This is a genomic window from Mesorhizobium terrae (assembly GCF_008727715.1).
GTDB classification, from domain to species: domain Bacteria; phylum Pseudomonadota; class Alphaproteobacteria; order Rhizobiales; family Rhizobiaceae; genus Mesorhizobium; species Mesorhizobium terrae.
In genome coordinates this window covers 424813-450544 of record NZ_CP044218.1, presented here as the reverse complement: position 1 = coordinate 450544, position 25732 = coordinate 424813, and the positions used below count along the sequence as shown (strand labels likewise).

Genomic DNA, 25732 nt, shown 5'->3' with positions numbered 1-25732 from the left:
CGTTTTCTTCAATTTACTCAGGGCCCGAAAAGCCATCTCGTTGTCAGCGGGGTTTCGTCCCACTTCGCATGAAACCGCCGTGCACCCGTCAGGTCGCAGGCGGCGCCATCCAGGGCAACGGTGCTGGCAACAGGAGAGCCGGGGCAGCATGATTTCTTCTTCCGTCATCCTGTCCGAGGGTGTCGTCATCCACCAACCGGACCTGGTCAACCTCTACGGATGCAGCATCGGCGCGGGCTCTCGCATCGGCGCCTTCGTTGAGATTCAGCGCAACGCCGTCGTCGGCAAAAACTGCAAGATTTCCAGTCACAGTTTCATCTGCGAGGGCGTCACGCTCGAGGACGGCGTCTTCATAGGTCATGGGGTCATGTTCACCAACGACCTCTATCCGCGCGCCGTCACGCCAAACGGCGCGCTGCAGTCCGACGCCGATTGGACCGTCACTCCCACCACCGTCAAACGACATGCCTCGATCGGCTCCAACGCCACCATTCTGGCCGGCATCGTGATTGGCGAAGGCGCGCTAGTCGGCGCCGGTGCCGTCGTTACCCGCGACGTGCCGGACTTTTCCATCGTCGCCGGCGTGCCGGCGGCCGTCGTCGGCAAGGTGGAGGGCGCGCCTGTCCGCGCCAGGGCCGTGGGAGAAGCACGATGATCGGCGTCGCCGTGGTGGGCTATGGTTATTGGGGCCCCAACCTCGTTCGCAATCTTTCCGAGGCAGCCGGCACCGAACTCATCGCGGTCTGCGACCTTAATCTGGACCGGCTTGCAGCCGTGCGCGGCCGCTATCCGAGCGTCGCGGTCACCGACGATTACGAGGCGATCCTGCGTGACCCGCGCATCGCCGCGATTGCCATCGCTACGCCGGTGTCGACGCACTTCAGGCTTGCCATGAGTGCCTTGATGGCGGGCAAGCACGTGTTTCTGGAGAAGCCCATCGCTCCTTCTTCCGAGGAAGCCGAACGGCTGATCGAAGAGGCCGAGCGCCGTGGATTGGTGTTGGCGGTCGACCACACATTTGTCCACACCAGCGCCGTGCGCAAGATGCGCGAGTTGGTCGAGGGAGGGCTTGGCGAAATCTACTATTACGATTCCGTGCGCGTGAATCTCGGCCTTTTCCAGCACGATGTCAGCGTGATCTGGGATCTGGCCGTGCATGATCTCTCGATCATGGATTACGTGCTGCCAGCGCGACCGGTGGCGGTCTCCGCGATGGGCATGAGCCATTTCCCCGGCGAGCCCGAGAACATCGCCTATCTCAACCTCCACTTCGACAGCAAGCTGATCGCGCATGTCCACGTCAACTGGCTGGCGCCGGTCAAGGTGCGCCGCACGTTGATCGGCGGTAGCCGCAAGATGGTCGTCTATGACGATCTGGAGCCGAGCGAGAAGATCAAGGTCTACGACAAGGGCATCACCCTCAAGGGCGAGTTTCAGGCCAATGGCGAAGCGGTGCGGCAGGCCCTGATCGGCTACCGCAGCGGCGATATGTGGGCGCCGCATCTCGATATCGCCGAGGCGCTCGCGACCGAACTCAAGGAGTTCGTCGGCTGCATCGAGACAGGCGGCACCCCGGTCGCCGACGGGCACGCCGGCCTGCGGGTCGTTCGCATCCTCGAAGCGGCAAGCGCGTCGCTTTGCCAGCGCGGCCGCGTCGTCGAACTCGAACCCGCGAGGCGCGTCGCATGATCCCGTTCCTCGATCTCAGGGCGCAATACGCTTCCATCAAGCCCGAACTCGACGACGCGGTGCTTCGCGTTCTGGCGTCCGGGCAATATGTGCTTGGCGAGGAAGTGGCCGGTTTCGAGCGCGAGTTCGCCGCCTATTGCGGCACTAGCCATGCCGTCGCGGTCAACACCGGAACCAGCGCATTGCATCTGGCTTTGCTGGCGGCGGGCATCGGACCGGGCGACGAGGTCATCACCGTGCCCTTCACATTCGTCGCCAGCGTTGCGGCCATCCGCTACACGGGCGCGCATCCGGTGTTCGTGGACATCGATCCGCATGCATTGACCATGGATCCCGCGCAGCTTGAGGCGGCGATCACGCCGCGCACCAAGGCCATCGTGCCGGTCCATCTCTACGGGCGCATGGCCGACATGGCGCCGATCATGGAGATCGCCGACCGCCACGGCCTGCCGGTGATCGAAGATGCATGCCAGGCGCATGGCGCCGATTTCCGCGACAAACGTGCCGGCAGCATCGGCCATTCCGGCTGCTTCTCCTTCTATCCGGGCAAGAACCTCGGCGCCTGTGGCGAAGGTGGCATCGTCGTCACCAACGATGCTGCTACCGCCGCCATGGTGGCGACGCTGCGCGACTGGGGACAGGAGCAGCGCTATCACCATCGGCTCAAGGGCTTCAATTTCCGCATGGACGGCATCCAGGGTGCGGTCCTGCGCGTCAAGCTTCGCCACCTCGAACACTGGACGGCGGCCCGGCGCTCGCATGCCAGGCTCTACGATGCCCTTTTGGCCGACATCGAGACGATCCGCTCGCCGGCGAACCCTGCCGACGGGAGGCATGTCTACCATGTCTATGCCATACGCTCGGTCGACCGGGACAGTCTGCGGCGAAGCCTTGACGTTGCCGGCATCCAGACCGGACTGCACTATCCGATACCGGTTCATCTGCAGCCGGCGCACGCCGATCTTGGCCACCGCGTTGGCGATTTTCCGGTTTCCGAGAAGGCAGCCAACGAGGTCCTGTCGCTGCCGCTCTATCCCGAGATGACGGCCGGCCAGGTGGCCGAGGTCGTCTCGGTGATCCGGGCAGCGACCATGGCTTCGAGCGAAGTGCGGGTGGCCCATGTCGGCTAGGTCCGAACCGCATGGCAGGGTCGTTCCGGCTGTACATGGGCGCCGGCTCGAACCTTCGGACCCGAATTTCGCGAGCGGTTTCGCCGAAGCGCTGATCGAGGCCTATGGCGACAAGGGGCTGGAGGATCTCTATGCGCGTTTCGCGGTGGGAGACGGCTTCATCGACGCGACCATGCGCAAGACGATTTGGTATGCTCTGGCGATGCACTGTGGTCCCGGGCTTCAGGTCGGCGCCGGCGCGTCATTCAGGCATGCCGGTACATTCCGGATCGGCGCCGGCGTGTTCATCGGTGCGATGGCCATCATCCAGGGGCGGCACGACGGCACCTGCATCATCGGCGACAACAGCTGGATCGGCCCGCACGTCTTCCTCGACGCGCGTGATCTGATCATCGGCGAATCCGTCGGCTTCGGACCGGGCTCGAAGGTGCTGGGGTCCGAACATAGCGGGCTGCCGATCGACCAGCCGATCATCCGTACCGATCTTGAGATCCGGCCGGTGCGGGTGGGCGACTGGGCCGATATCGGCACCGGTGCCACCATCCTTCCCGGCATCACGATAGGCAAGGGCGCCATTGTCGGGGCGGGCGCGATGGTCGCTGCCGACGTGCCGCCATTCGCGATCGTGGCGGGTGTGCCGGCGCGGTTTCTGCGCTGGCGGGAAGGTGTCGAAACGATGCGCATCAAGCCCGAGGGAGCGGACAGGTGATGAAAGACAAGCGTGTACTGATCACCGGCGGTGCCGGCCTCATCGGCTCCCACATCGCCGATCTGGTCGTGCAGGAGCAGCCGCGCGAGATCATTATCCTCGACAATTTCGTACGCGGGCGGCACGAAAATCTGCGCCAGGCCATGGCGGCGTTTCCGCTCACCATCGTCGAGGGCGACATCCGCAACCGCGCCTTGCTCGCCCGTTTGTTTGCCGGCGTCGATGTGGTGTTCCACCAGGCAGCGATCCGCATCACCCAATGCGCCGAGGAGCCGCGACTGGCTTTCGACGTCCTGGCCGGCGGCACGCTGAACGTGATCGAGGCCGCGGTGGAGGCGGGCGTGTCCAAGATTGTCGCCGCCTCGTCCGCCTCGGTCCTCGGCCTCGCTGACACTTTCCCGACGACTGAGGATCACCATCCCTACAACAACCGCACCATCTATGGCGCCGCGAAGGCCTTCAACGAAGGGCTGTTGCGGTCCTTTGCCGAGATGCGCAGCCTCCACTACGTCGCGCTGCGTTATTTCAACGTTTACGGCCCGCGCATGGATATCCACGGCGCCTACACAGAGGTGCTGATCCGCTGGATGGAGCGCATCGCTGCTGGTGAGGCGCCAGTCATCCATGGCGACGGCACGCAGACGATGGATTTCATTCATGTCCACGACATCGCCCGCGCCAATCTCCTGGCTGCGAAATCCGAAATCACGGACGAGGTGTTTAACGTGGCGAGCGGAACCGAGGTCAGCCTGCTCCAGCTCGCCCGCATGCTGTGCACGGTCATGGGCTCGACGCTGCAGCCTGTACACGTTCCGGCGCGCGCCGTGAACGGCGTGACGCGCCGGCTTGCCGACACCAGCAAGGCACGCACGCGCCTCGGCTTCGAAACGAACATTTCGCTGGACAGCGGGTTGCGCGACCTCGTTTCCTGGTGGCGCCAGGAACAGGCGCAAGCCAAGGTCGCGGCAGAATGAGCGCGGCCCTGGCACAGATACCGGTCGCTAAGCCGATGCTTGATGAGAGCGAGGCCGACGCGGCGCGGCGCGTGATCCTGTCGGGCTGGGTGACGCAGGGGCCGGAAGTCGCGGCCTTCGAACGCGAGTTCGCAGCCCTTGTCGGCGCACCACATGCTTGTGCTGTCTCCAATTGCACGACCGCGCTGCATCTTGCCTTGAAGGCCGTCGGTGTTGGACCGGGCGACGAGGTGATCACCGTCAGCCATTCCTTCATCGCCACCGCCAATGCCGTGCGTTATTGCGGCGCGCTGCCCGTGTTTGTCGACACCACCGCCGGCGACTACAACATCGATCCTGATCTGGTCGCCGCCGCGATCACGCCGCGCACCAAGGCAATCCTGTGCGTCCATCAGATGGGCATGCCCTGCGATCTGTCGCGGCTCATTGATATCGCCAGGCGCCATGCGATTCCGCTTGTCGAGGATGCCGCTTGCGCGATCGGTAGCGAGATATTCTGGAACGGCAAATGGGAGCCGATCGGCAAGCCGCATGGCGACATTGCCTGTTTCTCGTTCCATCCCCGCAAGGTGGTGACCACCGGCGACGGCGGCATGCTGACGACGGCCAATCCAGATTACGACGCGAAATTCAGGCTCTGGCGCCAGCATGCGATGAGCGTGGCCGACACGGTGCGCCACAGTTCGAACGCCGTCATCTACGAGAGCTATCCCGAACTCGGCTACAACTACCGCATGACCGACATGCAGGCGGCGATCGGGCGTGAGCAGCTGCGCAAGCTACCCGGGATCGTGGCGCGACGCCGGCGGATCGCCACCCTGTACGGACAGCGTCTTCGCCACATCCCCGGCCTGCGCACGCCGGCCGAACCGGACTGGTGCCGTTCCAACTGGCAAAGCTATTGCGTAGCCTTGCCGGAACGCGCCGACCAGCGCCAGGTCATGCAGTTGCTGCTCGATCGCGGTATCTCCACGCGGCGCGGCATCATGAACATTCACCTGGAAGGCGCCTATGCGGAACCGGGTGCTTGCCGGCGCTCTTCGACGCTGCGGCACAGCGAGCGGGCACAGACCGGTTCGATCATCTTGCCGCTCTACGCGCAGATGTCCGAACAGGAAGTCTTCCGGGTCACCGAGGCGCTCGAGCACGTCCTGGCATTGATCCCGCTGCTGCGCGCGGTGGCTCCCGTCAGGCCGCTTTCATCAGCCACGGCCGGATGAAGGCAGGAAGCGTCTCTTCCGGCAGCAATGTCGCCAGCATCCGCAGCGAATAGAGGCCGGTGATCAGCGTCAAGGCCACGCCCACGGCCGCCGCTGGCCAGACCGGCAGCAGGAACACGACGCCGAAGACGATGACGGTTGCCGGCAGGAAGATCAGGCCGAGCCGCAGGTTGGAGGTGGACCAGCGGAAACCGCTCATCCGGTTCACCAGTACATAGATCAAGATGCCGTGCCAGATATAGAGGCCAAAGAAGGCCATGCCGGCGCCGACCAGGCCGACGCGTGGCACCAGGAGCCAGGCCAGGCCGACATTGACGACCGTCGCCGCCACCTCGGTCCAGAAGAAGGTGTTGCGGTCGCCCTTGGCCAGCACGATGAACCCCATTGGCCATGACACGATGCGCAGCATCATGCCGAGGCAGATCCAGCGCAGCACGTCGACCGCGGGATGAAACGCCGGCGAATAGAACAGCGTCATCACCAGAGGTGCGATGGTCAGCGTGGCGATCAGCCCCGGGCCGGCCAACAGGATGCTTATCTGCGTCTGTTCGTTCACCAGGCGGTTGCATTCGTCGTCGTCGTCGGCCACGGCGGTCAGCCGCGGGTAGAAGTCCGTGCCCATCGCCTGCAGGATGAAGCCGGCATAGAGGCCGCCCAGCGTCCAGGCCGCCTGGTAGAGGCCAGCCGCCTCGAAGCCCTCCTGGCGCATGACGATGATCCTCACCGCATAGGCCGCACCCACGGTGAGGAAGCCACTTGCCATGAACACCACGCCGAGCTTGAGCAGGGCGGCCGACTCTTCGAAAACCTGGCTTGTCGATATCGCCGTGGCTTCGACCTTGATCTTGCGGGCATACCACCAGGAGGTGAGGATCGACATCGCCGCCATGGCGACGAGCGCCGGCACTATCCCGGCTTGACCAAACCGGTAGACCATCGGGATACCGATGGCCGTGCTGAACAGGGCGGCCAGCATGTTGATGCGGGCAAGATCGGCGATGTGCCGCATGCCTTGCACGAGCGCTATCTGTCCCGCCGAAATCAGCCGGAGCAGCACGGCGACGGCAAGCAGCGCCACACCCATTGTGTGGCTGCGGTCGCCGAAGGTGAATTGCGCCACCGGCATGGCGAGTGCGGCGAGCAGCACCGCGCCCGCCAACCCCAGCACGATGGAGATGCGCCGCAGCACTGTCGCCGTCCGGACGATCCGCTCGCTATCCTCGGCTCCGGCCGCCTCGGCGATCTGGCGCACGCCGCTCACCTGAATGCCGAGCCCGGCCAGCGTCTGGGTGAGATCGGCGATGGAAGTGTAGAGCCCCATCAGTCCGACGCCTTCAGGCCCCAGAAGCAGCGCCATGGCCTTGTTGCGGATGATAGAAAAACCGATGTTGACGACCGAGGAGCCGCCGATCATCGCGGTCGATTTCAGGATTTGGGTGTAGGTCTGCCTTCTGGCCGGGGCGGGAGCGGACATCGCAGGGGCAGACATGGTTGGGTTGTCCGTCATGATACGAGCCTCATCCGGCCTGGGCAGTAAGCAGCCGCCGCACCACCGTCTCGGTGCTGGCGCGCCAGTCGGCTGTGGTCAGCTTGAAGGTTGTTTGCGCCTTCGCGCAGGAAAGCCGCGAATTGCGTGGACGCCGGGCCTTGGCCGGATAGTCGGTGGATGCGATATCGATGACTTCCGCGAACGGACCCCCATTGGCCTTGCTTGCGTCGAAGACATGGCGGGCGAAACCGGCCCAATTGGTCTCGCCTGCACCGGCATAGTGGTAGATGCCGGGCGGTGCCTCGCGCGCTTGCCGCGCGATCGTCAGGATGGCACGGGCGACGTCCAACGCCGACGTCGGGTTGCCCCATTGGTCGCAGACCACGCTTACCCGGTCGCGCGTTGGGGCCAAGGCCAGCATCGTCTTGACGAAATTGGTCCCGAACGGACTGTAGACCCAGCTTGTGCGCAGGATGATGTGGCGCGGGTTGGCGCGCGCGACGGCTTTTTCTCCCGCGAGCTTACTCTGACCGTAGACCGTGCGCGGTCCGGTCGCACATGTCTCCGTATAGGGTTCGCCGCCGTCTCCCGAAAAGACGTAGTCGGTCGACAGATGGATGATCGGCACGCCTAAAGCTCGCGCTGCGGCGGCTACTGCGGCTGGCCCTTGCGCGTTGATCGCGTAGACCAGTTCCGGCTCGTCCTCGGCCTTGTCCACGGCGGTATAGGCAGCGGCCGAAACCACGACATCGGGCCGCACTTCGGTTATCGAACCGAGGATGGTGGCGCTGTCGGCAAGGTCGAACTGCGGCCGGCCGACGGCGACCAGCCCGATATCCGGCCATTGCGCGGCCGCTTCGGCCAGGCTCGTGGCCACTTGCCCCGTCCGGCCTGTGACGAGAACCTTCACTGTGCCGCCACCAGCGTGCCGAGGCGTTCGCCGCGATAGGCGCCGCTGCGGATGGGCGCCCACCACCACTCATTCTCCAGATACCAGTCTACCGTGCGGGCAAGGCCTGCTTCGAAACTTTCGGCGGGGTTCCAGCCAAGCTCGCGCTCGATCTTGGATATGTCCATCGCATAACGCCGGTCGTGACCGGGGCGGTCGGTGACGAAAACAATGAGGTCGCGATGGCGCGCGCCGTTCGCGCGCTGCCGGCGGCGGTCGAGGATTTCGCAGACGGTTTCGACGACTTCAAGGTTGGTGCGTTCGGCCCGCCCGCCAATGTTGTAGCTCTCGCCGACGCGGCCGCATCGGCCCACCTCGACCAGCGCGCGCACATGGTCCTCGACATGCAGCCAGTCGCGGACATTGCTGCCATGGCCATAGATCGGCAGCGGCTTGTCTTCGATCGCGTTGAGGATGGTCAGCGGAATGAGTTTTTCGGGGAAATGGAACGGGCCGTAATTGTTCGAACAGTTGGTCAGCAGCACCGGCAGCCCGAATGTCTGGTGCCAGGCGCGCACCAGATGGTCGGATGCAGCCTTGGATGCTGAATAAGGCGAGGACGGCGCGTAAGGGGTTTCCTCGCTGAACAGGCCGGCGTCGAGCGGCAGGTCGCCGAACACCTCGTCGGTGGAGATATGTTGGAAACGGAAGGCACGCGCCGCCTCGGCGTCCAGGCATCGCCAGTAGCCGAGCACCGCTTTCAGGAGATGGAAGGTGCCGACGATGTTGGTTTCGACAAAGGCGCCAGGCCCGTCGATCGAACGGTCGACATGGGTCTCGGCGGCCAGATGCATCACCCGGTCGATCTTCTCTTCGCGCAGCAGTGCGCCGACCAATGCCTCATTGGCGATGTCGCCGCGCACGAACCGGTAGTTGGGCGCGGCCTCGACCGCGCGCAACGAGGCCAGGTTGCCGGCATAGGTCAGCTTGTCGAGATTGATGACCCGGTTGCGCGGGTCTGCAGCGAGATGCCGGCAAAGAGCCGATCCTATGAAGCCGGCACCGCCGGTTACCAGTATGTTCATGGCCGCAGCCTCGTCATGACGGTTCGAGCATCTTCATTTGCGCCAGCCCGGGGGCGCGGCGGTCCTTCTCCGAAAGGACGAACCGGGTCGCCATCTTCGGCCAGGAGATACCGATGTCGGGATCGTCGAAGCGGATCGATCGGTCGTGCGCGGGCGAATAGTGGTCCGTCGTCTTGTAGATGACCTCGGTATCGGGCTCGAGCGTCAGGAAACCGTGGGCAAATCCCCTGGGGATGAAGATCTGGTTCCACTCCCGCGCCGAAACCTCGATGCCGAACCATTTCGCGAAGGTCGCCGACCCCGGCCGGATATCGACCGCCACGTCGAAGATCGCGCCACGCGCCACCCGCACCAGCTTGTCCTGTTCGCGCGGAGGAGCCTGATAGTGAAGTCCGCGCAGCGTTCCCTTCGCCACCGACAGGGAATGGTTGTCCTGCACGAAGGCGAGCGAAAGGCCTGCCTCGCGAAACCGCTCGGAACTCCACGTCTCGGAAAAGAAGCCGCGCTCGTCGCTGATCCTGTGCGGTCGTATCTCCAACAGGCCGGCAAGTCCGAGCGGTGTAACGGTGAAGGTCATGCGGCTACCTCCGACACGCAGCTGCGCAGATAGGCGGCGTAGGCCGTGTTGCCGAGTTCGTTGGCACGGGCGAGAACCCGGCATGGTTCGAGCCAGCCCTTTTCCAGCGCGATTTCCTCCGGACAGGCGATCAGAACGCCTTGCCGTCGTTCTATGGTGCGCACGAAGGACGATGCGTCATGCAGGCTGTCGCAGGTTCCGGTGTCGAGCCATGCGTAGCCACGGCCGAGCCTGCACACATGCAGTGCATCGCGTTCGAGATAGGTGTTGTTGACCGAGGTGATCTCGAGTTCGCCTCGCGCCGAAGGCCGCACCGACGCTGCGATGTCCACGACGGCATTGTCGTAGAAGTAGAGCCCGGTGACGGCCCAGTTGGATTTCGGTCTTGCCGGTTTTTCCTCGATGCCGGTAGCCTTGCCGGTGCTGCTGTCGAAATCGACCACGCCATAGCGTTCCGGTTCGTCGACATGATAGGCGAAGACAGTGGCCCCGCTTTCGCGGGCCGCAGCGTTGCGCAGCACGTCGGACAGCCCGTGCCCGAAGAAGATGTTGTCGCCCAGGATCATGGCGACGCTGCCGTCGCCGATGAAATCACGTCCCAGGATGAAGGCCTCGGCAAGTCCGTTGGGATGCGCCTGCTCGACATAGGAAAGCGACAGGCCGAATGTCGACCCATCGCCGAGCAAAGCCTTGAAACTCGGCAGGTCGCGTTCGGTGGAGATGATGAGGATTTCGCGTATCCCCGCCAGCATCAGCACGCTCAGCGGGTAATACACCATCGGCTTGTCGTAGACGGGCAGGATCTGTTTCGAGATGGCGATCGTCAGCGGATAAAGCCGCGTGCCGTTGCCTCCTGCCAGGATGATCCCCTTCATGGCGCCCAATGTGTTGGCCCCTATGCTGCGGCTCGGTCTTGCCGGTGACTGTTTCCGAACCGCTGAACTCGGTTCATTGGCTGGCCTCGGTGGCGCTGGTCTTCTCCGGCACGGCATCGTTCGATGCGTCCGACAGGCCGGCCGGCACGGGTGCTTTTGGCAGGTGCACCTCGACCACGTCGCTTGGCATCAGCAATGTCGATTCCGCCGCATCGAAGACATTTTCCGATCCCTGATCGTGTCTCTTGATCGTGTAGGTGACTTGGCCGGCATCGCCGGCGGGGGGCGGCCTGTTCTTCTGGGCAAGCTGGTCGAGCAGAAGCCTCTGCGACGTGTCGCGCTTCAGCTTCAACTGGTCGAGATTGGCCTGCTCGCTCTGCATCTCCGACGCCACGTCCGTTTTTTGCTTGTCATGCAGGCCCTCGAGACTGCGTGTCGCCTCGGTGATGTTCTGCCGGGCCCGCATGATGGCCGTCACCTGGTCGAGGCGCTGCCCGCGATAATCCGCCAGCGCGCGTTCGAGGTCCGACTGCCGCGACGCAATAGCCAGGCCCTTGTCGACAAGCGTCTTGACGTTGTTGAGCTCCCTTTCGGCGGCGGCAATGCCGAGGTCTGCTGACTTGTTCTTTTCTTCGAGCACGTTGATTTCCGCCGTGAAAAGCTCGCGCAGGTCGGACAGCGACTTGGTCTGCCGGTCGAGCTCGTTGGCACGGGCCGCGAAGATGATTTTTTCCTGGCCGTAGACCTGCGCCGCAAGGGCGCTGTCGACGCCGGCATGCATTGCCGGAAAGTCGATCGTCGTCGCGCCTATCGTCTCCGCCTGCAATCTGGCGATGCGCGCCTCCGAGCGCAGCATTTCGACCTGGATTCCTTGCAGGGTCCCGACGAGCTGAATCTCGTTCTTCGAGGCGTCGGGGCTGGGTTGCACCTGCCCGCCACCCAGCGCCACAGCCTGCAGCACGGTCAGCCCGGTGCGGAATTTGTATTCTCCCGGCTTGTTGACGCCGCCAACCACGTAGATCGGGGGAAACTCGACCACCTCCACGGTGGTGTCCGGTTTGTTGACCAGGCCGGTCTTCTTCTGGATGCGGTCGGCAACTTCATCGGCCAGCGCGGCATTGTCCAGGTCTTGGACCGGGATCGTCCCGACCACGGGCAGGGTGATGGTTCCGGCGTCGGACACAACGAACTCGCCGCCAAGCGCGGTCCAGTTCTCGTAGACGCCTTTGACCGGCATCCATTGCAGCACCGTGACACGAAGTCGGGTCTGCGGCGGCAGTGGGGTGCCATCGGCAAGGGCCGATGTGGGCAATGCCGCGGCAGAGCAGGCAAGCAGGGCGATTGCCAATCCGCCGCGAAGGCGTGTGCCGAGCCTCCGGCGAAAACCATCCGCCGTGTTTGGTGAACTGTGCCGCCGATGCGCGTTAGGTTTCATGCGTACGAACCAAGCCATGTTTTGCCGAACAAAAGCGTACTCAGCTTGCATCGGCGGCAGTCTGTTTCGGATCGACAAGCAATCCGTCCGGCAATGTGCCAGAACGTCCAAAACTGACTAGGCTCTCGTCGGGAGAGGGCGGCTCATCCTTAAGGTTGTGCGGCCGGCGCCTCGTCCTCCAAACAGATTGCAACGGGCGCTGCCGACGAGCGCGGGGCATCAAAGCCGGCGGTGCTAATCCATTTGGGTGTGTGGAAACTTGCCCTGGCCCTGACCGCGCCAAATGGATGGTTACAGCCTATCCTATTGGGTTGTGCCGATTGTCGCCGGATCGATTTATGCTTTGCTCTGCCGCTTTCCGGATTGGCGGTGCGTAGCTTGTACTGAAAACCCGCCAACAAGATCGGGTGTGAAACGTGGAAACACAGGGCTTGGCGTTGACCAACGGGGCCGACAACGCGGAGAGAATGCTGGAAGCGCGGCGGATGCTTCTTTTGGTGACAGCGCCAGGGGTGGTTTCTCCCAGCCTGGTCTTTGCGCTCGAACGGGAGTTTCCCGAACTGGTTGTCGCCTGGATGGATCGGATCGATGTAGCCTGCGAGGAGTTCATCCACCCGGTTGCATTGATCCTGGTCGATTGCGAGCGTTTGCAGGAGTTCGAGAAGATCTCCGCCGACATCCTCCGCCGACATCCGTTTGCCCTGGTGGCGATGATCGAGCCGGATGCTCGAAACTCAGTCTACGACCTCCCGCAGATCGTCGGGTCCCAGCTGGTCAGGGGCGTCCTGCCGATGAATTTGAGGCTCGACATCTGGCTGTCCATCGTGCGGCTGATGTTGCGCGGCGGCGAATATTTTCCAGCCAGCCTGCTTCAGTCCCAGGTCAGGAAAGCCGACGCCGAACCGCCGACGATGGCTCATCCCGGCAACATGATGCGCATAACCGACCTCTCCCCGCGCGAGATGCAGGTGCTGGAACTCGTTTCGCGCGGACTGCAGAACAAGCAGATCGCGGCCGAGGTCCGCCTCTCGGAAAATACGGTCAAGATCCACCTCCACAACATCATCCGCAAGCTTGGCACCCACAACCGCACCGAGGCGGCCGCCCGCTTCCGTGATCACGAAACGCTTCTGCGCGCCCGGGCAAACGACGATCACGGCGGCGGCCGATAGCTCAACATCCGGGGACGAGTTTCCAGGCACCGCGCCTAAGCCCGAAAGCGGTGCATGACGCGGACAGCGCGCCAGCTGCAAGCATCTGACATTATCGAACTGGTATCTCCAGATTGCGCATTTCTGGTGCTTTTTCTGGACTGCTGTCGATGTTTTCTTTCCGCCCGTCACAGAGAGACAAAGAGGGACGAGCGAGATGAGACTGACAGGCGGCCAGATCGTGGCGAGAGCACTGAAGGAATACGGCGTCGACTATGTCGCCGGCGTGCCCGGTCATGGCATCTGGTCGCTGTTCGACGCCTTTCTCGCCGAAGGCTCGCAAATCCCTTTCATCCAGGTCATGCACGAGCAGAGTGCCGTCCATATGGCCGATGGCTATTTCCGCGCCAGTGGCAAGCCGATGGCCTGCTCCACCTCGATCGGGCCGGGCGCCACCAACACCATCATCGGGCTCGCCACCTGCTACACGGATTCCATCCCGGCCTTTTATGTGTCGGGCGGCCCGGCAACCCATATGAAGGGCCACGGCGTCATGCAGGAACTGGAACGCCAGCAGGAAAACGCCTTTCCGCGCATCACCGAACAGGTGACCAAACGCGCCTATAAGGCCGGCCGCGTCGACGAATTGCCGTTCATCATGCACCGCGCCTTCAACACCATGCTGTCGGGGCGTCCTGGCCCGGTCCATGTCGAAGTGCCGATGGATATCCAGACCGAAGCCGCCGATGTCACCATCCATCCATTGGCCAAGCGCATGGCGGTCGGCGTCGCTTATCCCGACCCGGTCGCCGTCGAGCGAGCGGCTGCGTTGCTGCTGTCGGCCGAACGGCCGGTCATTCTGGCCGGCGGCGGTGCCATCAGCGCCAATGCCTCGCTGGCCCTCACTGCGCTCGCCGAAAAAATCGGCGCGGCGGTCTCCACAACCTGGAACGGCAAGGGCGCGATTTCTGAAGACCATCCGCTGTCGATCGGCGCCATCGGCCAGACCGGCACCTCCTGTGGCAACAAGATCACCGCCAGTGCCGATGTCGTCATGTCGGTGGGCTGCCGCTTCACCGACTGGTCGGCGTCGAGCTACCGCAAGGGCGCCTCGATCTCGATCCCTCCGGGCAAGCTGATCCATATCGATCTTGATCACCACGAGATCGGCAAGAACTACGCCACCGAGGTCGGCATCGTCGCCGATGCTCGAGCCACGCTGGAGGCCATACTGGCGGCGATATCCGATCAGCAGGCGGCGAAGGCGATGAACCGCCGCGAGCGCTATCTCGGCGACATCCATGCCGCCAAGGTCGAGTGGGAGGAAATGTTGGCACCGCGCCGCGATTCCCACGAAAGTCCGTTCACCTCGCAGCGCCCGCTCGGCGCGCTGCGCAACGTCATGGCGCGCGACGGCATCATCCTCGCCGGCTCCGGCAACACGCAAGGCGCGGTCAAGCAGACCTTCCCGGTCTATGAGCCGCGCACTCACCTGACCTCGGGCTCCTTCTCGCCGATGGGCTGGGCGGTGCCGGCAGCCCTCGGCGCCAAACTCGCCATGCCGGACAGGCAGGTGGTCGCGGTCGTCGGCGATGGCGATTTCATGATGTCGCTGCCTGAAATGGGCACAGCCGTCATGAACGACATCCCGGCCGTCTTCCTCGTCCAGAACAACCGTGGCTACATGTCGATCCGCGGCGGTCAGCGCAAATTCATGGGCCGCCACGTCGCCAGCGAATTCAACCATCACAAGGGCAATGGCGAGCCTTACACGGCCAACATCTCCGAAGTGGCGAAAAACTTCGGCATGCAGGCCTGGAAGGTCGAGGAATCCGACCAGCTCGAAAAGACGCTGAGGGCGGCGCTCGATTGCGGCGCGCCGGCGCTGGTCGAGGTGACGACCTCTCGCGATGCTGCTGGTCCTTTCGTCACCGGCTGGTGGGATTTCCCGTCGCCCGAATATTACGGCAAGGAACAGGAAGCCTACGCCGAAGGCCGTGCGCTGGAACAGCACATGTAAGTGTGTGCGGTCGCAATGCAGCGGCCACCGACATCCCGATGAACCAACCGGCGCCGCGGCCTTACCGTGGCGGCCGGTCTGCCTGTGATCCGGAAAGGCCAATCCCATGATACGACACTTGAAGGCATCGCGGCTCACAGGCGAGGCTGCTCAGGCGGCGGCCTTGACCAAAGCCGTCGAGGCTCTGTTGGCCGAGGTCGAAAAGGGCGGCGATCAGGCCGTGCGTGCGCTGTCGGTCAAGTTCGACGGCCTAGACCGCAAGTCCTACCGGCTGACGGACGCGGAGATCAAACGCTGCGTCGACGGCCTCACCAGCCGCCAGCGCACCGATATCGAGTTCGCGCAGGTGCAGGTCCGCAATTTCGCCCAGGCTCAGAAGGATGCGCTACGCGACATCGAGGTCGAAACGCTTCCGGGCGTCGTGCTCGGCCACAAGAACATCCCCATCGCCAATGTCGGCTGTTATGTGCCCGGCGGCAAATATCCGTTACTCGCTTCCGCGCACATGTCGGTGCTCACCGCCAAGGTCGCCGGCTGCGAGCGCGTCATCACCTGCGCACCGCCATTCCAGGGCGAGATTGCACCGCTGATCGTCGCCGCCCAGCATCTGGCCGGCGCAGACGAGATTTATTGCCTCGGCGGAGTGCAGGCGATCGCTGCGATGGCCTTTGGCACCGAAACGATTGCGCCGGTCGACATGCTGGCCGGTCCCGGCAATGCTTATGTCGCCGAAGCCAAGCGCCTGCTGTTCGGCCGCGTCGGCATTGATCTCTTCGCCGGCCCGACCGAAACGCTGGTCATTGCGGACGGCACGGTCGATGGCGAACTCTGCGCCACCGATCTGCTCGGCCAGGCGGAACATGGTATCAACTCGCCCGCTGTCCTGCTGACCAACTCGGAAAAACTCGCCCGGGACACACTTGCGGAAATCGAGCGCCTGCTGAAAATCCTGCCGACCGCCGAGATCGCGCGCAAGGCATGGGACGATTACGGCGAGGTGATCGTCTGCGACACGGTGGACGAGATGGTCAAGGAAGCCGACCGCATCGCCTCCGAACATGTGCAGGTGATGACCGCCGAACCCGACTATTTCCTGCACAAGATGAAAAACTACGGCGCTTTGTTCCTCGGCGCGCGCACGACGGTTGCCTATGGCGACAAGGTGATCGGCACCAATCACACGCTGCCCACAAAAAAGGCCGCGCGCTACACCGGCGGCCTGTGGGTCGGCAAGTTCCTCAAGACCTGCACCTACCAGCGCATATTGACCGACGAGGCCTCTGCCGTGATCGGTGAACATTGCTCGCGCCTCTGCATCATGGAAGGGTTTGTCGGCCACGCCGAACAGGCCAACATTCGTGTCCGGCGTTACGGCGGGAAGAATGTTCCCTATGGCGTCGCTGTCGAATAGGAATGGCAGCCTTGGGATTTTGAGGGGCACGATGCTGACTGGGTACACCGACCGCCTGAGTGTCCGTCCGGGCGAAACGCTGTCCTTCATGGTCAGCACGGATGCTCCGGTGTTCAAGGCCGAGATCGTGCGCCTGCTGCATGGCGATGCCGATCCGCGCGGGCCGGGTCGCCGCGAAGTGCCGATCGAAAGCCCCGCAAATGGCGAATATCCCGGCATGGAACAGCCGCTGTTTCCCGGCTCCTGTGTCGTCGTGCCGGACCACGCCGATCTGCGACTGACCGACGACTTCACCCTGTTTGCCTGGATTTATCCGACGCGCCCCGGCCACGGCGAACAGGTCATCCTGTCCAAGGAAGGAGAAGACGAAACCGGTTATGCGCTCGGCCTCACTGACACCGGCAGGCTGTTTCTGCGCCTCGGCCCCTCACGGATCGAAGGCGAGGAACCTGTCGCCGAGCGCCGCTGGCACTGGATCGCCGCGCGCTATGATGCCGCTAGCGGGTCGGCCCGGCTGTCGGCCGGATTGCATCCGCGCGACCTGTCGATCGCCGGCGAGCCCGGAGCGGCAGGCCATTTGCCACGCGCCGCCGGTTCGGATACCGCACTTCTGATTGCCGCGTCGATGGCAGGCGGGCGTCCCGGCCTGTTCTTCAACGGCAAGATCGCCGATCCCTGCATCTTCGGAAAATGCCTGGGCGATGCCGAGCTTGCCGGGTTCGTGTCGGCTGCGGATTTTTCGGCTTTGCCGCAGCCCTTGATCGCGGCCTGGGATTTCAACGTCGGAAGCGATGGCACCGAGGTTCGTGACATTGGCGGGCGCGGACTGCACGGCACCACCCATCAATCGCCGGTCCGCCTCATGACCGGTCCGCATTGGAGCGGCGAAAACGACGATCCCATGGCCGACCCTCGCGGTTATTCGGCCATCCATTTCCATGAGGATTCGCTGTCCGACGCGAACTGGAGCGAGAGTTTTGCCTTTGCCGTGCCCAGCGATCTGCCGAGCGGTGTCTACACGGCGCGGCTGAAGGCGGGCGGCGAGACCGACGATCTTCCTTTCCTCGTCTGTCCGCGCAATGGGCAAGCGACGGCGCCGCTGGCACTGCTGGTGCCGACCTTCACCTATGTCGCCTATGGCAACGAGATGTGGAGAGATTATGGGCTGAACTGCGCCTATGACCGCTATGTCGACGGCGCAGGCGTGCCGTTCGCCTCGCTGCGCCACCCAATCAAGACGTTTCGACCGGGTCGAGGACTGCTGAAATCAGTAGCCGGCGAACATTTCGGCCGTCATCTGTGCGCCGACCTATATGCCGTCGATTGGCTCGACGCCATTGACCAACCGGTCGACATCATCACCGACCACGACCTTCACCGCGAAGGCGAGGCACTGCTGAAGCCTTACAAGGCAGTCATGACCGGCTCGCATCCCGAATATGTGTCGGGGCGGATGCTGGATGCGTTCGAAACCTATCTCGGCGCCGGCGGCAGCCTCGCTTATCTCGGTGGCAACGGGTTTTACAGCGTCACCTCGTTGTCGGAAGACGGCAACACCATCGAGGTGCGCCGGCCCAATGGCACGCGGCCCTGGATCTCCAATCCCGGCGAGGCACGGCACGCGCTGACCGGCGAGATCGGTGGTCTGTGGCGGTCTCGCGGCCGCGCGCCCCAGCGCCTTGTCGGTGTCGGCTTCACCGCCCAGGGCTGGACCTCGCATGACGTCTGCGGCCTGCCGCGCCCGTACCGACAGGTGGCCGACCGAAAGCATCCGTTGGCGGCGGCCTTGCTCGCAAATATCGTCGAAGACGAAATGATCGGCGATTTCCAGACCTTGGGCCTTGGCGTCGGAGCTGCCGGCGATGAGGTCGACCGCGCCGACCCGGTGCTTGGAACGCCCGCGCATGCGTTGGTTCTGGCCACGGCAACGGGCTTCTCGGCGGATTATCAGCTGGTGATCGACGAGCGCCGCGACATCAATGAGGCTTCGACGCTTCCGGACAACCCGCTGGTGCGGTCCGACATCGTCTGTTTCGAAACCGCGCAAGGCGGTCTCGTCTTCTCGGTCGGCTCCATGCAGTGGTTCAGTGCCCTTTCGCACAATGGCTACGACAACACCGTAGCGACAATGACGCGGAATGTGCTGAAGCGGATGCTGCGCGCCGCCTAACCCGTCCGCTAATCCAGATGCTGGCGGATGGCCTGGTTGAGCTTTTGCAGCGCGCGCGGGATCTGTTTTTCCTCGGTCGCCGCATAGCCGATCATCAACCCCTGTTCGGCTTTGCCGTGAATGTAATGCGCCGACAAAGGGGTGGTGTTGACGCCGGCCTTCAGCGCGCTCTGGGCGATCGCGACGTCGTCCGCTTCACGCCGGAACCGCCAGGTGGTTTGCAGGCCGTTGCCTTCGTCGAGCTGTTCCATGACATCGCCGAACAATGCCTCGGCTTGCGCCACCAGCAACGCCCGCTTCACTGCGTAAAGCCGCTTCATGCGCCGTGTGTGTCGCGCGAAATCGCCGTTGCGGATAAAATCCGCTAGCGCCGCCTGCGTTACCAGCGGGGCAGCTGTCCCCATCAGGAAATTCGCCTTGCGCACCGGCCGCACTACGGCGCCCGGGAAGATGATGAAGCCCAGGCGCAAATCCGGCAGCATGGTCTTGGCGAAGGAGCCGACATAGATCGTGCGATGGTCGACGTCCTGTGACTGGAGCGTCGGCACACGACTGCCGCTGAACCGGAACTCGCTGTCGAAATCGTCCTCGATCACCCAGGCGCCAGTCTCGGCCGCCAGTTGCAGTATGCGCAGCCGTTGCTCGATCCGCATCGTCGAGCCGAGCGGAAACTGGCAGGACGGGGTGAGGTAGATCAGCTTCGGTCGCACCGTGGCGATTGTCTTCAGGTCCCAGTTGCGTCCGTCGACCGCAAGGGGTTCGATGCGCGCGCCGGCCGCCACGAAGGCGCCATGCGCGCCCGTATAGCCCGGTTCCTCGATCATCACCGGGTCGCCGGCGTCGATCAAAAGATGCGCCAGCAGCTGGAACGCGCTCTGCGCACCGGCGGTCACCATGATCTGGTCGGGCAGGCACTTCACCCCGCGCGAGGATTGCATGTATTGCGCGATCACCTCGCGAAGTCCCTGATGGCCCCCATAGCTGTGATAGCCGAAGGTCTCGCCGGCGGCATGGCGTGTATGCTTCGACATCAGGCGGCGCCAGATGGTGAAGGGAAAGCTGAGTGCGTCGGGCAGACCCGGTTGCAGGGTATAGCTGCCCGGAAACCCGGTTTCGTGGCGCAGCGTCACCAGCGTCTGGCCGCGTTGCGAGAGATTATCCTGAAGTGTCGGCAGCCGCTCGACGTCGCGGCCTTGGTCGAGGAAAGGCAGCGGCAGCACCCTGGCGCGCGCGCCCTTGCGTGTCTCGATATAACCCTCTGCCTCCAGTTGCTCGAAGGCGGCGATGGTAGTGGTGCGCGACAGGCTGAGATCGGCGGCCAGCGCGCGCGTCGACGGCAGGCGGGCACCGTCCTTCAGGATGCCGGAAACGATCTGGTCGCGGATCTGCCGGTACAGCTGCTGGAAGATCGGCACCGCGTCCAGCGGATCGATTACCGTCGAGTCGATGGCGATGTCGCGGATCGGTTCGCTCAAACTGGTATCCCCATTTTGTACATTTCTGGCGATTTTGGCCCATTCAGTAGTCTCCTATCGTTGTGGCCTCAAGACCAAAGTCAAGCTGGAAGCCCGTCGGTTCATGAACACGCAAATGCTGAGAAATTCCGCTCACGACGCCGAGGCGAGCGCCAGGCACCTGATCTTCCCGCTGGTGCCGCGCGAGGATATGGATGCCCATGGCCCGAGCATCCTGATGTCGGGCAGCGGTGTCCGTGTCACCGACCAGCACGGCACCACGCTGCTCGACATGATGAGCGCCACGACACGTGCCGGCTCGCTGGGCTACGGCAACCGCGAAATCGCTCAGGCGATGTACGACCAGGCGGTCACTATGCATTATTCCGGCGCCGGGCGTAACACAAACGCCGCTGCCGCCGAGCTGGCGCGGAAGCTGGCCGAAATCACGCCCGGCCGGCTGAACCGGGTGACCTTCACCTCCGGCGGCTCGGAGGCGACGGAAACCGCGCTGAAGATCGCCAAGCAGTATCTTCAGCAGAGCGGCAGGAAGCCGCGTGCCTTCAAGGTCATCTCGCGCTGGAGCGCCTATCATGGCGCGACCATGGGTGCCTTGTCCTGCACCGACTGGCTGGCGGTGCGCGACGTGCCGGATCCGCGCGTGCCGGGCCATTCCTTCGTTGCCAATCCGATGCGTTACCGCAATCCCTACGGGCTGGACGAAGAGACCTATTCCGACATCTGCATTGCCCATCTCGAACGCCAGATCCTGCTCGAGGACCCCGAACTGGTCGCTGCCTTCATCGGCGAGCCGTTCCAGCAGGCCAATGGCGTGCAGATCCCGATGCCGAGCTACTGGAAAAAGGTCCGCGCGCTTTGCGATAAATACGGCATCGTGCTGATCATGGACGAAGTCATCACCGGCTTCGGTCGCGCTGGCACCTGGTTCGCCACCGAACAGCTCGGCATCGAGCCCGATATCCTCAACATGGCCAAGTCGATGGGCGCCGGTTACGCCCCGATCGGTGCCGTCGTCACTCGCGACGAAATCGCCGAAGGCATCAGCCATTTCCGCCACGTCCACACCTATAGCGGCCACGCCATCTGCTGCGCGGCCTCGCTAAAGGTGATCGAGATCATGGAGCGTGAAAAGCTGGTCGAGAATTCGGATGTGCTCGGTCGTGAATGGCAGCAGGGCATGAAGGACGCTTTCGGCGATCACCCGATCGTCGGCGACATTCGCGGCCGCGGCTTCTGGCAGGCCGTCGACTTCACAGCGGACAAGGCAAGCCGCGCCGCTTTCACCGACGACACCGTCGTGGCGATCGCCCGGCGCGCGCGGGAACTCGGCGTCATCGTCGGTCCCATCGGCACCGCCATCGAGATCGCGCCGGCGCTCATAGCCACACGTGATGATCTGGCACTTTGCACGCGTCTTCTCCGCCAAGCCATTTCCGAGGTGGCTCTGGAGCGCGGTCTCGGTCGGGTGTAGTGGCGACCTGGCATCGAGCGGGACAAGGACGGGAGGCTAACATCGTGGACGACGGAGGGCTGTATCGGATCGCGGAAATGTCGCCGGCCGGGGCTCGTGTCAGCGGGGCAGGCGCTGTCCTGCTTGGTATCGATCACGTCGACAAGCGTTTCGGTTTCGGCGCGGGCCAGATCGCCGCGCTGGACGATGCCACCTTTGAAATCCGTGACAATGAGTTCTTCACCTTGCTCGGCCCCTCCGGCTGCGGAAAGACCACGCTGTTGCGCATCATTGCCGGCTTCGAGCATCCGACCTCGGGGCGGGTGCTGCTCGACGGTCGCGATATTGGCCACGAGCCGCCGTTCAAGCGGCCGGTCAACACCATGTTCCAGAGCTATGCGCTCTTCCCGCATCTGAACGTGCGCCAGAACATCGCCTATGGGCTCGAAATGCTCCGCTGGAAACCGGCGGACATCAAACGCCGCGTCGACGAGGTGCTCGAACTGGTGCAGATGCCGGCCTTTGCCGACCGCCGCACCACGCAGATGTCGGGTGGCCAGCAGCAGCGTATCGCGCTGGCTCGCGCACTGGCGCCGCGTCCGCGGGTGCTGCTCCTCGACGAACCGCTGTCGGCGCTCGACCTCAAGCTGCGCAAGGCGATGCAGGGCGAATTGAAGCGGCTGCAGAAGGAAACCTCGCTCACCTTCGTCATGGTCACCCACGACCAGGAGGAGGCGCTGGCCCTGTCGGACCGCATCGCGGTGATGAACAAGGGCAAGGTGCTGCAGGTGGCCGCGCCCGCCGAAATCTACGCGCGTCCCTCGACCTGTTTTGTCGCCGATTTCATTGGCGAGGCGAACCTCATCCCGTCCGGTCTTGTCGGTCGGCCCGAGGGCAGGACCATCTCGATCCGCCCGGAGCAGATTTCGGTCGATCCAAGACCCGCCGCCGGACATCGCGGCATCGCCGCCACAGTCACCGGTGTGACCTTTCTTGGCGCGGATACGCTGATCGAGGCGCGCTGCACGGGTGACATTTCCATCCGCGCACGCCTGCGCGGCGCCGTCTCGGGTATTTCGGTCGGCGAGCGGGCCGAATTTTCCTGGGATCGGGCAAACGAATGGATGCTCGACGCATGAACGACCGGCTGGCCACGATCCTTTTGCGTTCCCCGGTCCTGGTGACCATGGTGCTGTTCATGCTGGCCCCAATGGGGCTGGCGGTGGTCTATTCCTTCATGACCAACGGCGCCTATGGCGGCGTGACCATGCCGTTCACCGCGCAGGCCTATCGGCAGTTGCTGTTCCAGGAAGATTTCGACGGCAATCTCGTCTTCTCTACCGGATATCTCGCCATTCTCTGGCGTTCCGTGCTTCTGGCCGCGCTGACCGTGGCCATCAGCCTCGCCATCGGCTTGCCGTTGGCCTGGCACATGGCGTGCAGCGCGCCGGCAAAGCGCGCCCGGCTTCTGTTGCTCATCACCTTGCCGTTCTGGATCAACACCCTGATCCGCACCTATTGCTGGGTGCTGATCCTGCGCGACGAGGGCCTCTTGAACAATGGTCTGCGCCGCATCGGCCTGGTCGAGGGTCACGTCCAGTTCCTCTACAACGACGTCGCGATTCTTCTGGGCATGGTCTACACCTATCTGCCCTTCATGGTGCTGCCCATCTACGCCGTGCTCGAGCGGCTCAACGGCGACGTTATCGAGGCCTCGCACGATCTTTATGCCGGGCGCTGGAGCACCTTCCGCCGCGTCGTATGGCCGCTGGCGAAGCCAGGCGCGGTAGCCGGCAGCCTGCTGGTCTTTGCGCCGGCGCTGGGCAGCTTCCTTGCACCGGACCTGCTCGGCGGCGGCCGCCGCCTGATGATCGGCAGCCTGATCCAGCTGCAATTCAGCAGTTCGCGCAACTGGTCCTTCGGCGCGGCACTCGCCACCGTCGTCTCGGTGGCCATCCTGGCGGCGCTGTTCCTGGTCGTGCGCAAGACCGTCAACAAGGTGCCCGCACGATGAGCGCCAAGCCCTTCGACTGGAAGACGACGCCAGGGCTGAGCTCGCTCACCTGGATCGTCTATCTTTTCCTCTATGCGCCGCTTCTGGTCATCGTCATCTACAGCTTCAATGTCGGCCGCCAGGCGACGATCTGGGAAGGCTTCAGCTTCGACTGGTATGTCCGGGTGTTCCAGAACCGCGACATCGGCGTTGCCCTGTCGAACAGCCTGATCGTCGCCGTCGCCTCGATGATCCTCTCGACATTGCTCGCCGTCACCGCCGCGCTCAGCCTGCGACAGGCGAGGATGGGGGCCGGCGCCAAGATTACGCTCGGCCTGATCCTGATGCCGCTGGTGGTACCGGAGATCATGGTGGCGGTGGCGACGCTGGTCTTCTTTTCCGGCATCGGCCTGAAGCTCGGCCTCGGCAACCTCATCATCGCCCACACCGTGTTCTGCGTGCCCTTCGCCTACTTGCCGATCCAGGCGCGGCTGGCCGATATGGGCTCCGCGGTGGAGGATGCTGCCCGCGACCTCTATTCCGACGAATGGCAGGTCTTTCGACGCGTCACCTTGCCGTTGCTTTTGCCGGCGATCCTTTCCGGCGCGATGCTTGCCTTTGCCTCCTCGCTCGACGACTTCCTCATCAGCATGCTGCTGGCGGATGCCGGCCAAACCACTCTGCCCGTCTACATCTACGGAATGCTCCGCCTCGGTGTGTCGCCAGAGGTCAACGCGGTCTCGACGCTGCTTCTGGTGTCGTCCGTGGTGATCGTCCTCATTGCCTTGCGCCTGCAAGGCATGAGCAAAAACAAATAGCCATCAGAAACAGACAGGGGAAAACCATGCTTCGAACATTGAAACTCGTCCTGGCCGCCGGCATCGCCGCCTTTGCAGGTGTCGCCCACGCCGCCGACACGCTGCATATCTACAACTGGAACGGCTACATCTCGCAGGCGATGCTGACCAAGTTCACCGCCGAAACCGGCGTCGCCGTCGCGCTCGACACCTACGACAACAACGAGACTTTGCTTTCGAAGCTGCGCAGCGGTTCCGCCGGCTACGACATCGCGATCGCCTCGACCGATTTCATTCCGATCATGAAGTCGGAGCGGATGATCCAGCCGGTGAACATTTCCGAGCTGCCGAACTACGACCATCTCGACGGGCAGTGGAAGAAATCCGCCTGGGATCCGGGCAACGTCTATTCGATCCCATATTTCTGGGGCGTCACCTCCTATGCCGTCGATACCACAATCTACAAGGGACCAACCGACAGCCTGTCGTTGCTTTTCAATCCGCCTGCGGAATTGCAGGGCAAGATCGGCATGTTCTCCTCGCCGACTGAGGTGATCGCGCTGGCGATGCGCAGTCTGGACATCGAGCCTTGCACCACCGATCCCGAAAAGCTCAAGGCAGTGGACGCGCTGCTGCAGGCACAGAAACCGTTCGTGAAAATCTATGACTCGTCGGGCGTCATGGGGCGCCTGGTTTCCGGCGAAACAGCCATTTCGCAGGTCGCCAATGGCGAAGCGCTGACCGCCAGGCAGCAGAAGCCGTCGCTGAAATTCGTCTTCGCCAAGGAAGGCGGCGTCGCCTGGATCGACAATGTCGTGGTGCCGGCTTCTGCAGCCAGGCCCGACCTTGCCAAGAAATTCATCTCCTTCCTGATGGACCCCGCCAACGCGGCCCTGCAGCAGAAGGATGTCGGCTACCCGACTGGCGTCAACGGCACCGAGCCGATGCTGCCGAAGGAGATCGCCACGGCGCCCGAGGTTCAGGTTCCCGCCGACTACAAGAAGGTGGTCAGCCCGGTCTGCTCTGCAGAGGCCACCAAGAAATACGACCTGATCTGGACGCGCCTGCGCCAGTAGCAGCCCGTCTGCACGAGACAACAAGAAGACGGCCGCGAGGCCGCCAGGCTGAACTTTGTGCTGCCGCTTTCGTCCTTCCCTCGACGTTTGGACGGAAGCGGCTTTCCTTTTTTATGC

22 protein-coding genes are annotated in these 25732 nt (G+C 63.6%); 15 read left to right on the top strand and 7 right to left on the bottom strand.

The features are described 5' to 3' along the window. Positions 1–148 precede the first annotated feature (148 nt). Genes FZF13_RS03500 through FZF13_RS03475 form a run of 6 tightly spaced genes read left to right on the top strand, consistent with a single transcriptional unit; the run spans position 149 to position 5722 of the window. Positions 149–655 (top strand): acyltransferase, encoded by a 507-nt coding sequence (locus FZF13_RS03500; RefSeq protein WP_024924909.1) that lies wholly within the window; start codon positions 149–151, stop codon positions 653–655. Beyond that, complete coding sequence (locus FZF13_RS03495) at positions 652–1689, top strand: Gfo/Idh/MocA family protein (RefSeq protein WP_024924908.1); 1038 nt, start codon at positions 652–654, stop codon at positions 1687–1689. The genes FZF13_RS03500 and FZF13_RS03495 overlap by 4 nt, the downstream gene beginning before the upstream one ends. Then, on the top strand, positions 1686–2819 hold the full coding sequence (locus FZF13_RS03490) for a DegT/DnrJ/EryC1/StrS family aminotransferase (RefSeq protein ID WP_024924907.1): 1134 nt from the start codon (positions 1686–1688) through the stop codon (positions 2817–2819). Before FZF13_RS03495 ends, FZF13_RS03490 begins: the two co-directional genes overlap by 4 nt. After that, the gene (locus FZF13_RS03485; RefSeq protein ID WP_024924906.1) at positions 2809–3528 is read left to right on the top strand and encodes an acyltransferase; all 720 of its coding nucleotides are present in this window, start codon (positions 2809–2811) and stop codon (positions 3526–3528) included. The genes FZF13_RS03490 and FZF13_RS03485 overlap by 11 nt, the downstream gene beginning before the upstream one ends. After that, positions 3528–4502 carry an NAD-dependent epimerase/dehydratase family protein gene (locus tag FZF13_RS03480; RefSeq protein ID WP_024924905.1) on the top strand — a complete coding sequence of 325 codons (975 nt, stop codon included), beginning with the start codon at positions 3528–3530 and terminating at the stop codon, positions 4500–4502. Before FZF13_RS03485 ends, FZF13_RS03480 begins: the two co-directional genes overlap by 1 nt. After that, the gene (locus FZF13_RS03475; RefSeq protein ID WP_024924904.1) at positions 4499–5722 is read left to right on the top strand and encodes a DegT/DnrJ/EryC1/StrS family aminotransferase; all 1224 of its coding nucleotides are present in this window, start codon (positions 4499–4501) and stop codon (positions 5720–5722) included. Before FZF13_RS03480 ends, FZF13_RS03475 begins: the two co-directional genes overlap by 4 nt. Here FZF13_RS03475 and FZF13_RS03470 read toward each other — a convergent pair. From FZF13_RS03470 to FZF13_RS03445, 6 genes are all read right to left on the bottom strand, one after another. After that, the gene (locus FZF13_RS03470) at positions 5691–7229 is read right to left on the bottom strand and encodes an O-antigen translocase (protein ID WP_373426390.1); all 1539 of its coding nucleotides are present in this window, start codon (positions 7227–7229) and stop codon (positions 5691–5693) included. The two genes, FZF13_RS03475 and FZF13_RS03470, sit on opposite strands and share 32 nt — an antisense overlap. Positions 7230–7239: 10 nt before the next feature. Continuing rightward, positions 7240–8121 (bottom strand): dTDP-4-dehydrorhamnose reductase, encoded by an 882-nt coding sequence (rfbD, locus tag FZF13_RS03465; RefSeq protein WP_024924902.1) that lies wholly within the window; start codon positions 8119–8121, stop codon positions 7240–7242. Then, the gene (rfbB, locus tag FZF13_RS03460; RefSeq protein WP_024924901.1) at positions 8118–9185 is read right to left on the bottom strand and encodes a dTDP-glucose 4,6-dehydratase; all 1068 of its coding nucleotides are present in this window, start codon (positions 9183–9185) and stop codon (positions 8118–8120) included. The genes rfbD and rfbB overlap by 4 nt, the downstream gene beginning before the upstream one ends. A 13-nt stretch (positions 9186–9198) precedes the next feature. Beyond that, positions 9199–9762 carry a dTDP-4-dehydrorhamnose 3,5-epimerase gene (gene rfbC, locus FZF13_RS03455; protein WP_024924900.1) on the bottom strand — a complete coding sequence of 188 codons (564 nt, stop codon included), beginning with the start codon at positions 9760–9762 and terminating at the stop codon, positions 9199–9201. Next, positions 9759–10637: a glucose-1-phosphate thymidylyltransferase RfbA gene (gene rfbA / locus FZF13_RS03450; protein WP_024924899.1), complete on the bottom strand. Its 879-nt coding sequence runs from the start codon at positions 10635–10637 to the stop codon at positions 9759–9761. The genes rfbC and rfbA overlap by 4 nt, the downstream gene beginning before the upstream one ends. Before the next feature lie 73 nt (positions 10638–10710). Further along, complete coding sequence (locus tag FZF13_RS03445) at positions 10711–11985, bottom strand: polysaccharide biosynthesis/export family protein (RefSeq protein ID WP_024924898.1); 1275 nt, start codon at positions 11983–11985, stop codon at positions 10711–10713. Between the two features lie 518 nt (positions 11986–12503). Between FZF13_RS03445 and FZF13_RS03440 the strand changes: the two genes are divergently transcribed. From FZF13_RS03440 to FZF13_RS03425, 4 genes are all read left to right on the top strand, one after another. Further along, entirely contained in the window at positions 12504–13244 is a 741-nt protein-coding gene (locus FZF13_RS03440; protein ID WP_024927818.1) for a helix-turn-helix transcriptional regulator, read from the top strand. 196 nt (positions 13245–13440) lie between these two features. Next, positions 13441–15243 carry a thiamine pyrophosphate-binding protein gene (locus FZF13_RS03435; RefSeq protein ID WP_024924896.1) on the top strand — a complete coding sequence of 601 codons (1803 nt, stop codon included), beginning with the start codon at positions 13441–13443 and terminating at the stop codon, positions 15241–15243. 106 nt (positions 15244–15349) lie between these two features. Continuing rightward, positions 15350–16654, top strand: coding sequence for a histidinol dehydrogenase (gene hisD / locus FZF13_RS03430; protein ID WP_024927299.1), 1305 nt, complete (start codon positions 15350–15352; stop codon positions 16652–16654). 31 nt (positions 16655–16685) lie between these two features. After that, positions 16686–18824 (top strand): N,N-dimethylformamidase beta subunit family domain-containing protein, encoded by a 2139-nt coding sequence (locus tag FZF13_RS03425; RefSeq protein WP_024927298.1) that lies wholly within the window; start codon positions 16686–16688, stop codon positions 18822–18824. A gap of 8 nt (positions 18825–18832) precedes the next feature. Here FZF13_RS03425 and pdxR read toward each other — a convergent pair whose 3' ends face one another. Next, positions 18833–20299, bottom strand: coding sequence for a MocR-like pyridoxine biosynthesis transcription factor PdxR (gene pdxR / locus FZF13_RS03420; RefSeq protein WP_024927052.1), 1467 nt, complete (start codon positions 20297–20299; stop codon positions 18833–18835). Between the two features lie 103 nt (positions 20300–20402). Here pdxR and FZF13_RS03415 point away from each other — a divergent pair, with 103 nt between their 5' ends. The 5 genes from FZF13_RS03415 (at position 20403) to FZF13_RS03395 (ending at position 25615) form a co-directional block, all read left to right on the top strand. Next, positions 20403–21770 carry an aminotransferase family protein gene (locus tag FZF13_RS03415; protein ID WP_024927051.1) on the top strand — a complete coding sequence of 456 codons (1368 nt, stop codon included), beginning with the start codon at positions 20403–20405 and terminating at the stop codon, positions 21768–21770. Positions 21771–21847: 77 nt separating this feature from the next. After that, positions 21848–22888: an ABC transporter ATP-binding protein gene (locus tag FZF13_RS03410; protein ID WP_051504906.1), complete on the top strand. Its 1041-nt coding sequence runs from the start codon at positions 21848–21850 to the stop codon at positions 22886–22888. Beyond that, positions 22885–23763, top strand: a complete 879-nt coding sequence (locus FZF13_RS03405; protein WP_024927049.1) for an ABC transporter permease — start codon at positions 22885–22887, stop codon at positions 23761–23763. Before FZF13_RS03410 ends, FZF13_RS03405 begins: the two co-directional genes overlap by 4 nt. Then, positions 23760–24560, top strand: coding sequence for an ABC transporter permease (locus FZF13_RS03400; RefSeq protein WP_024927048.1), 801 nt, complete (start codon positions 23760–23762; stop codon positions 24558–24560). Before FZF13_RS03405 ends, FZF13_RS03400 begins: the two co-directional genes overlap by 4 nt. Positions 24561–24586: 26 nt before the next feature. Further along, complete coding sequence (locus tag FZF13_RS03395) at positions 24587–25615, top strand: extracellular solute-binding protein (RefSeq protein ID WP_024927047.1); 1029 nt, start codon at positions 24587–24589, stop codon at positions 25613–25615. Positions 25616–25732: the final 117 nt, after the last annotated feature.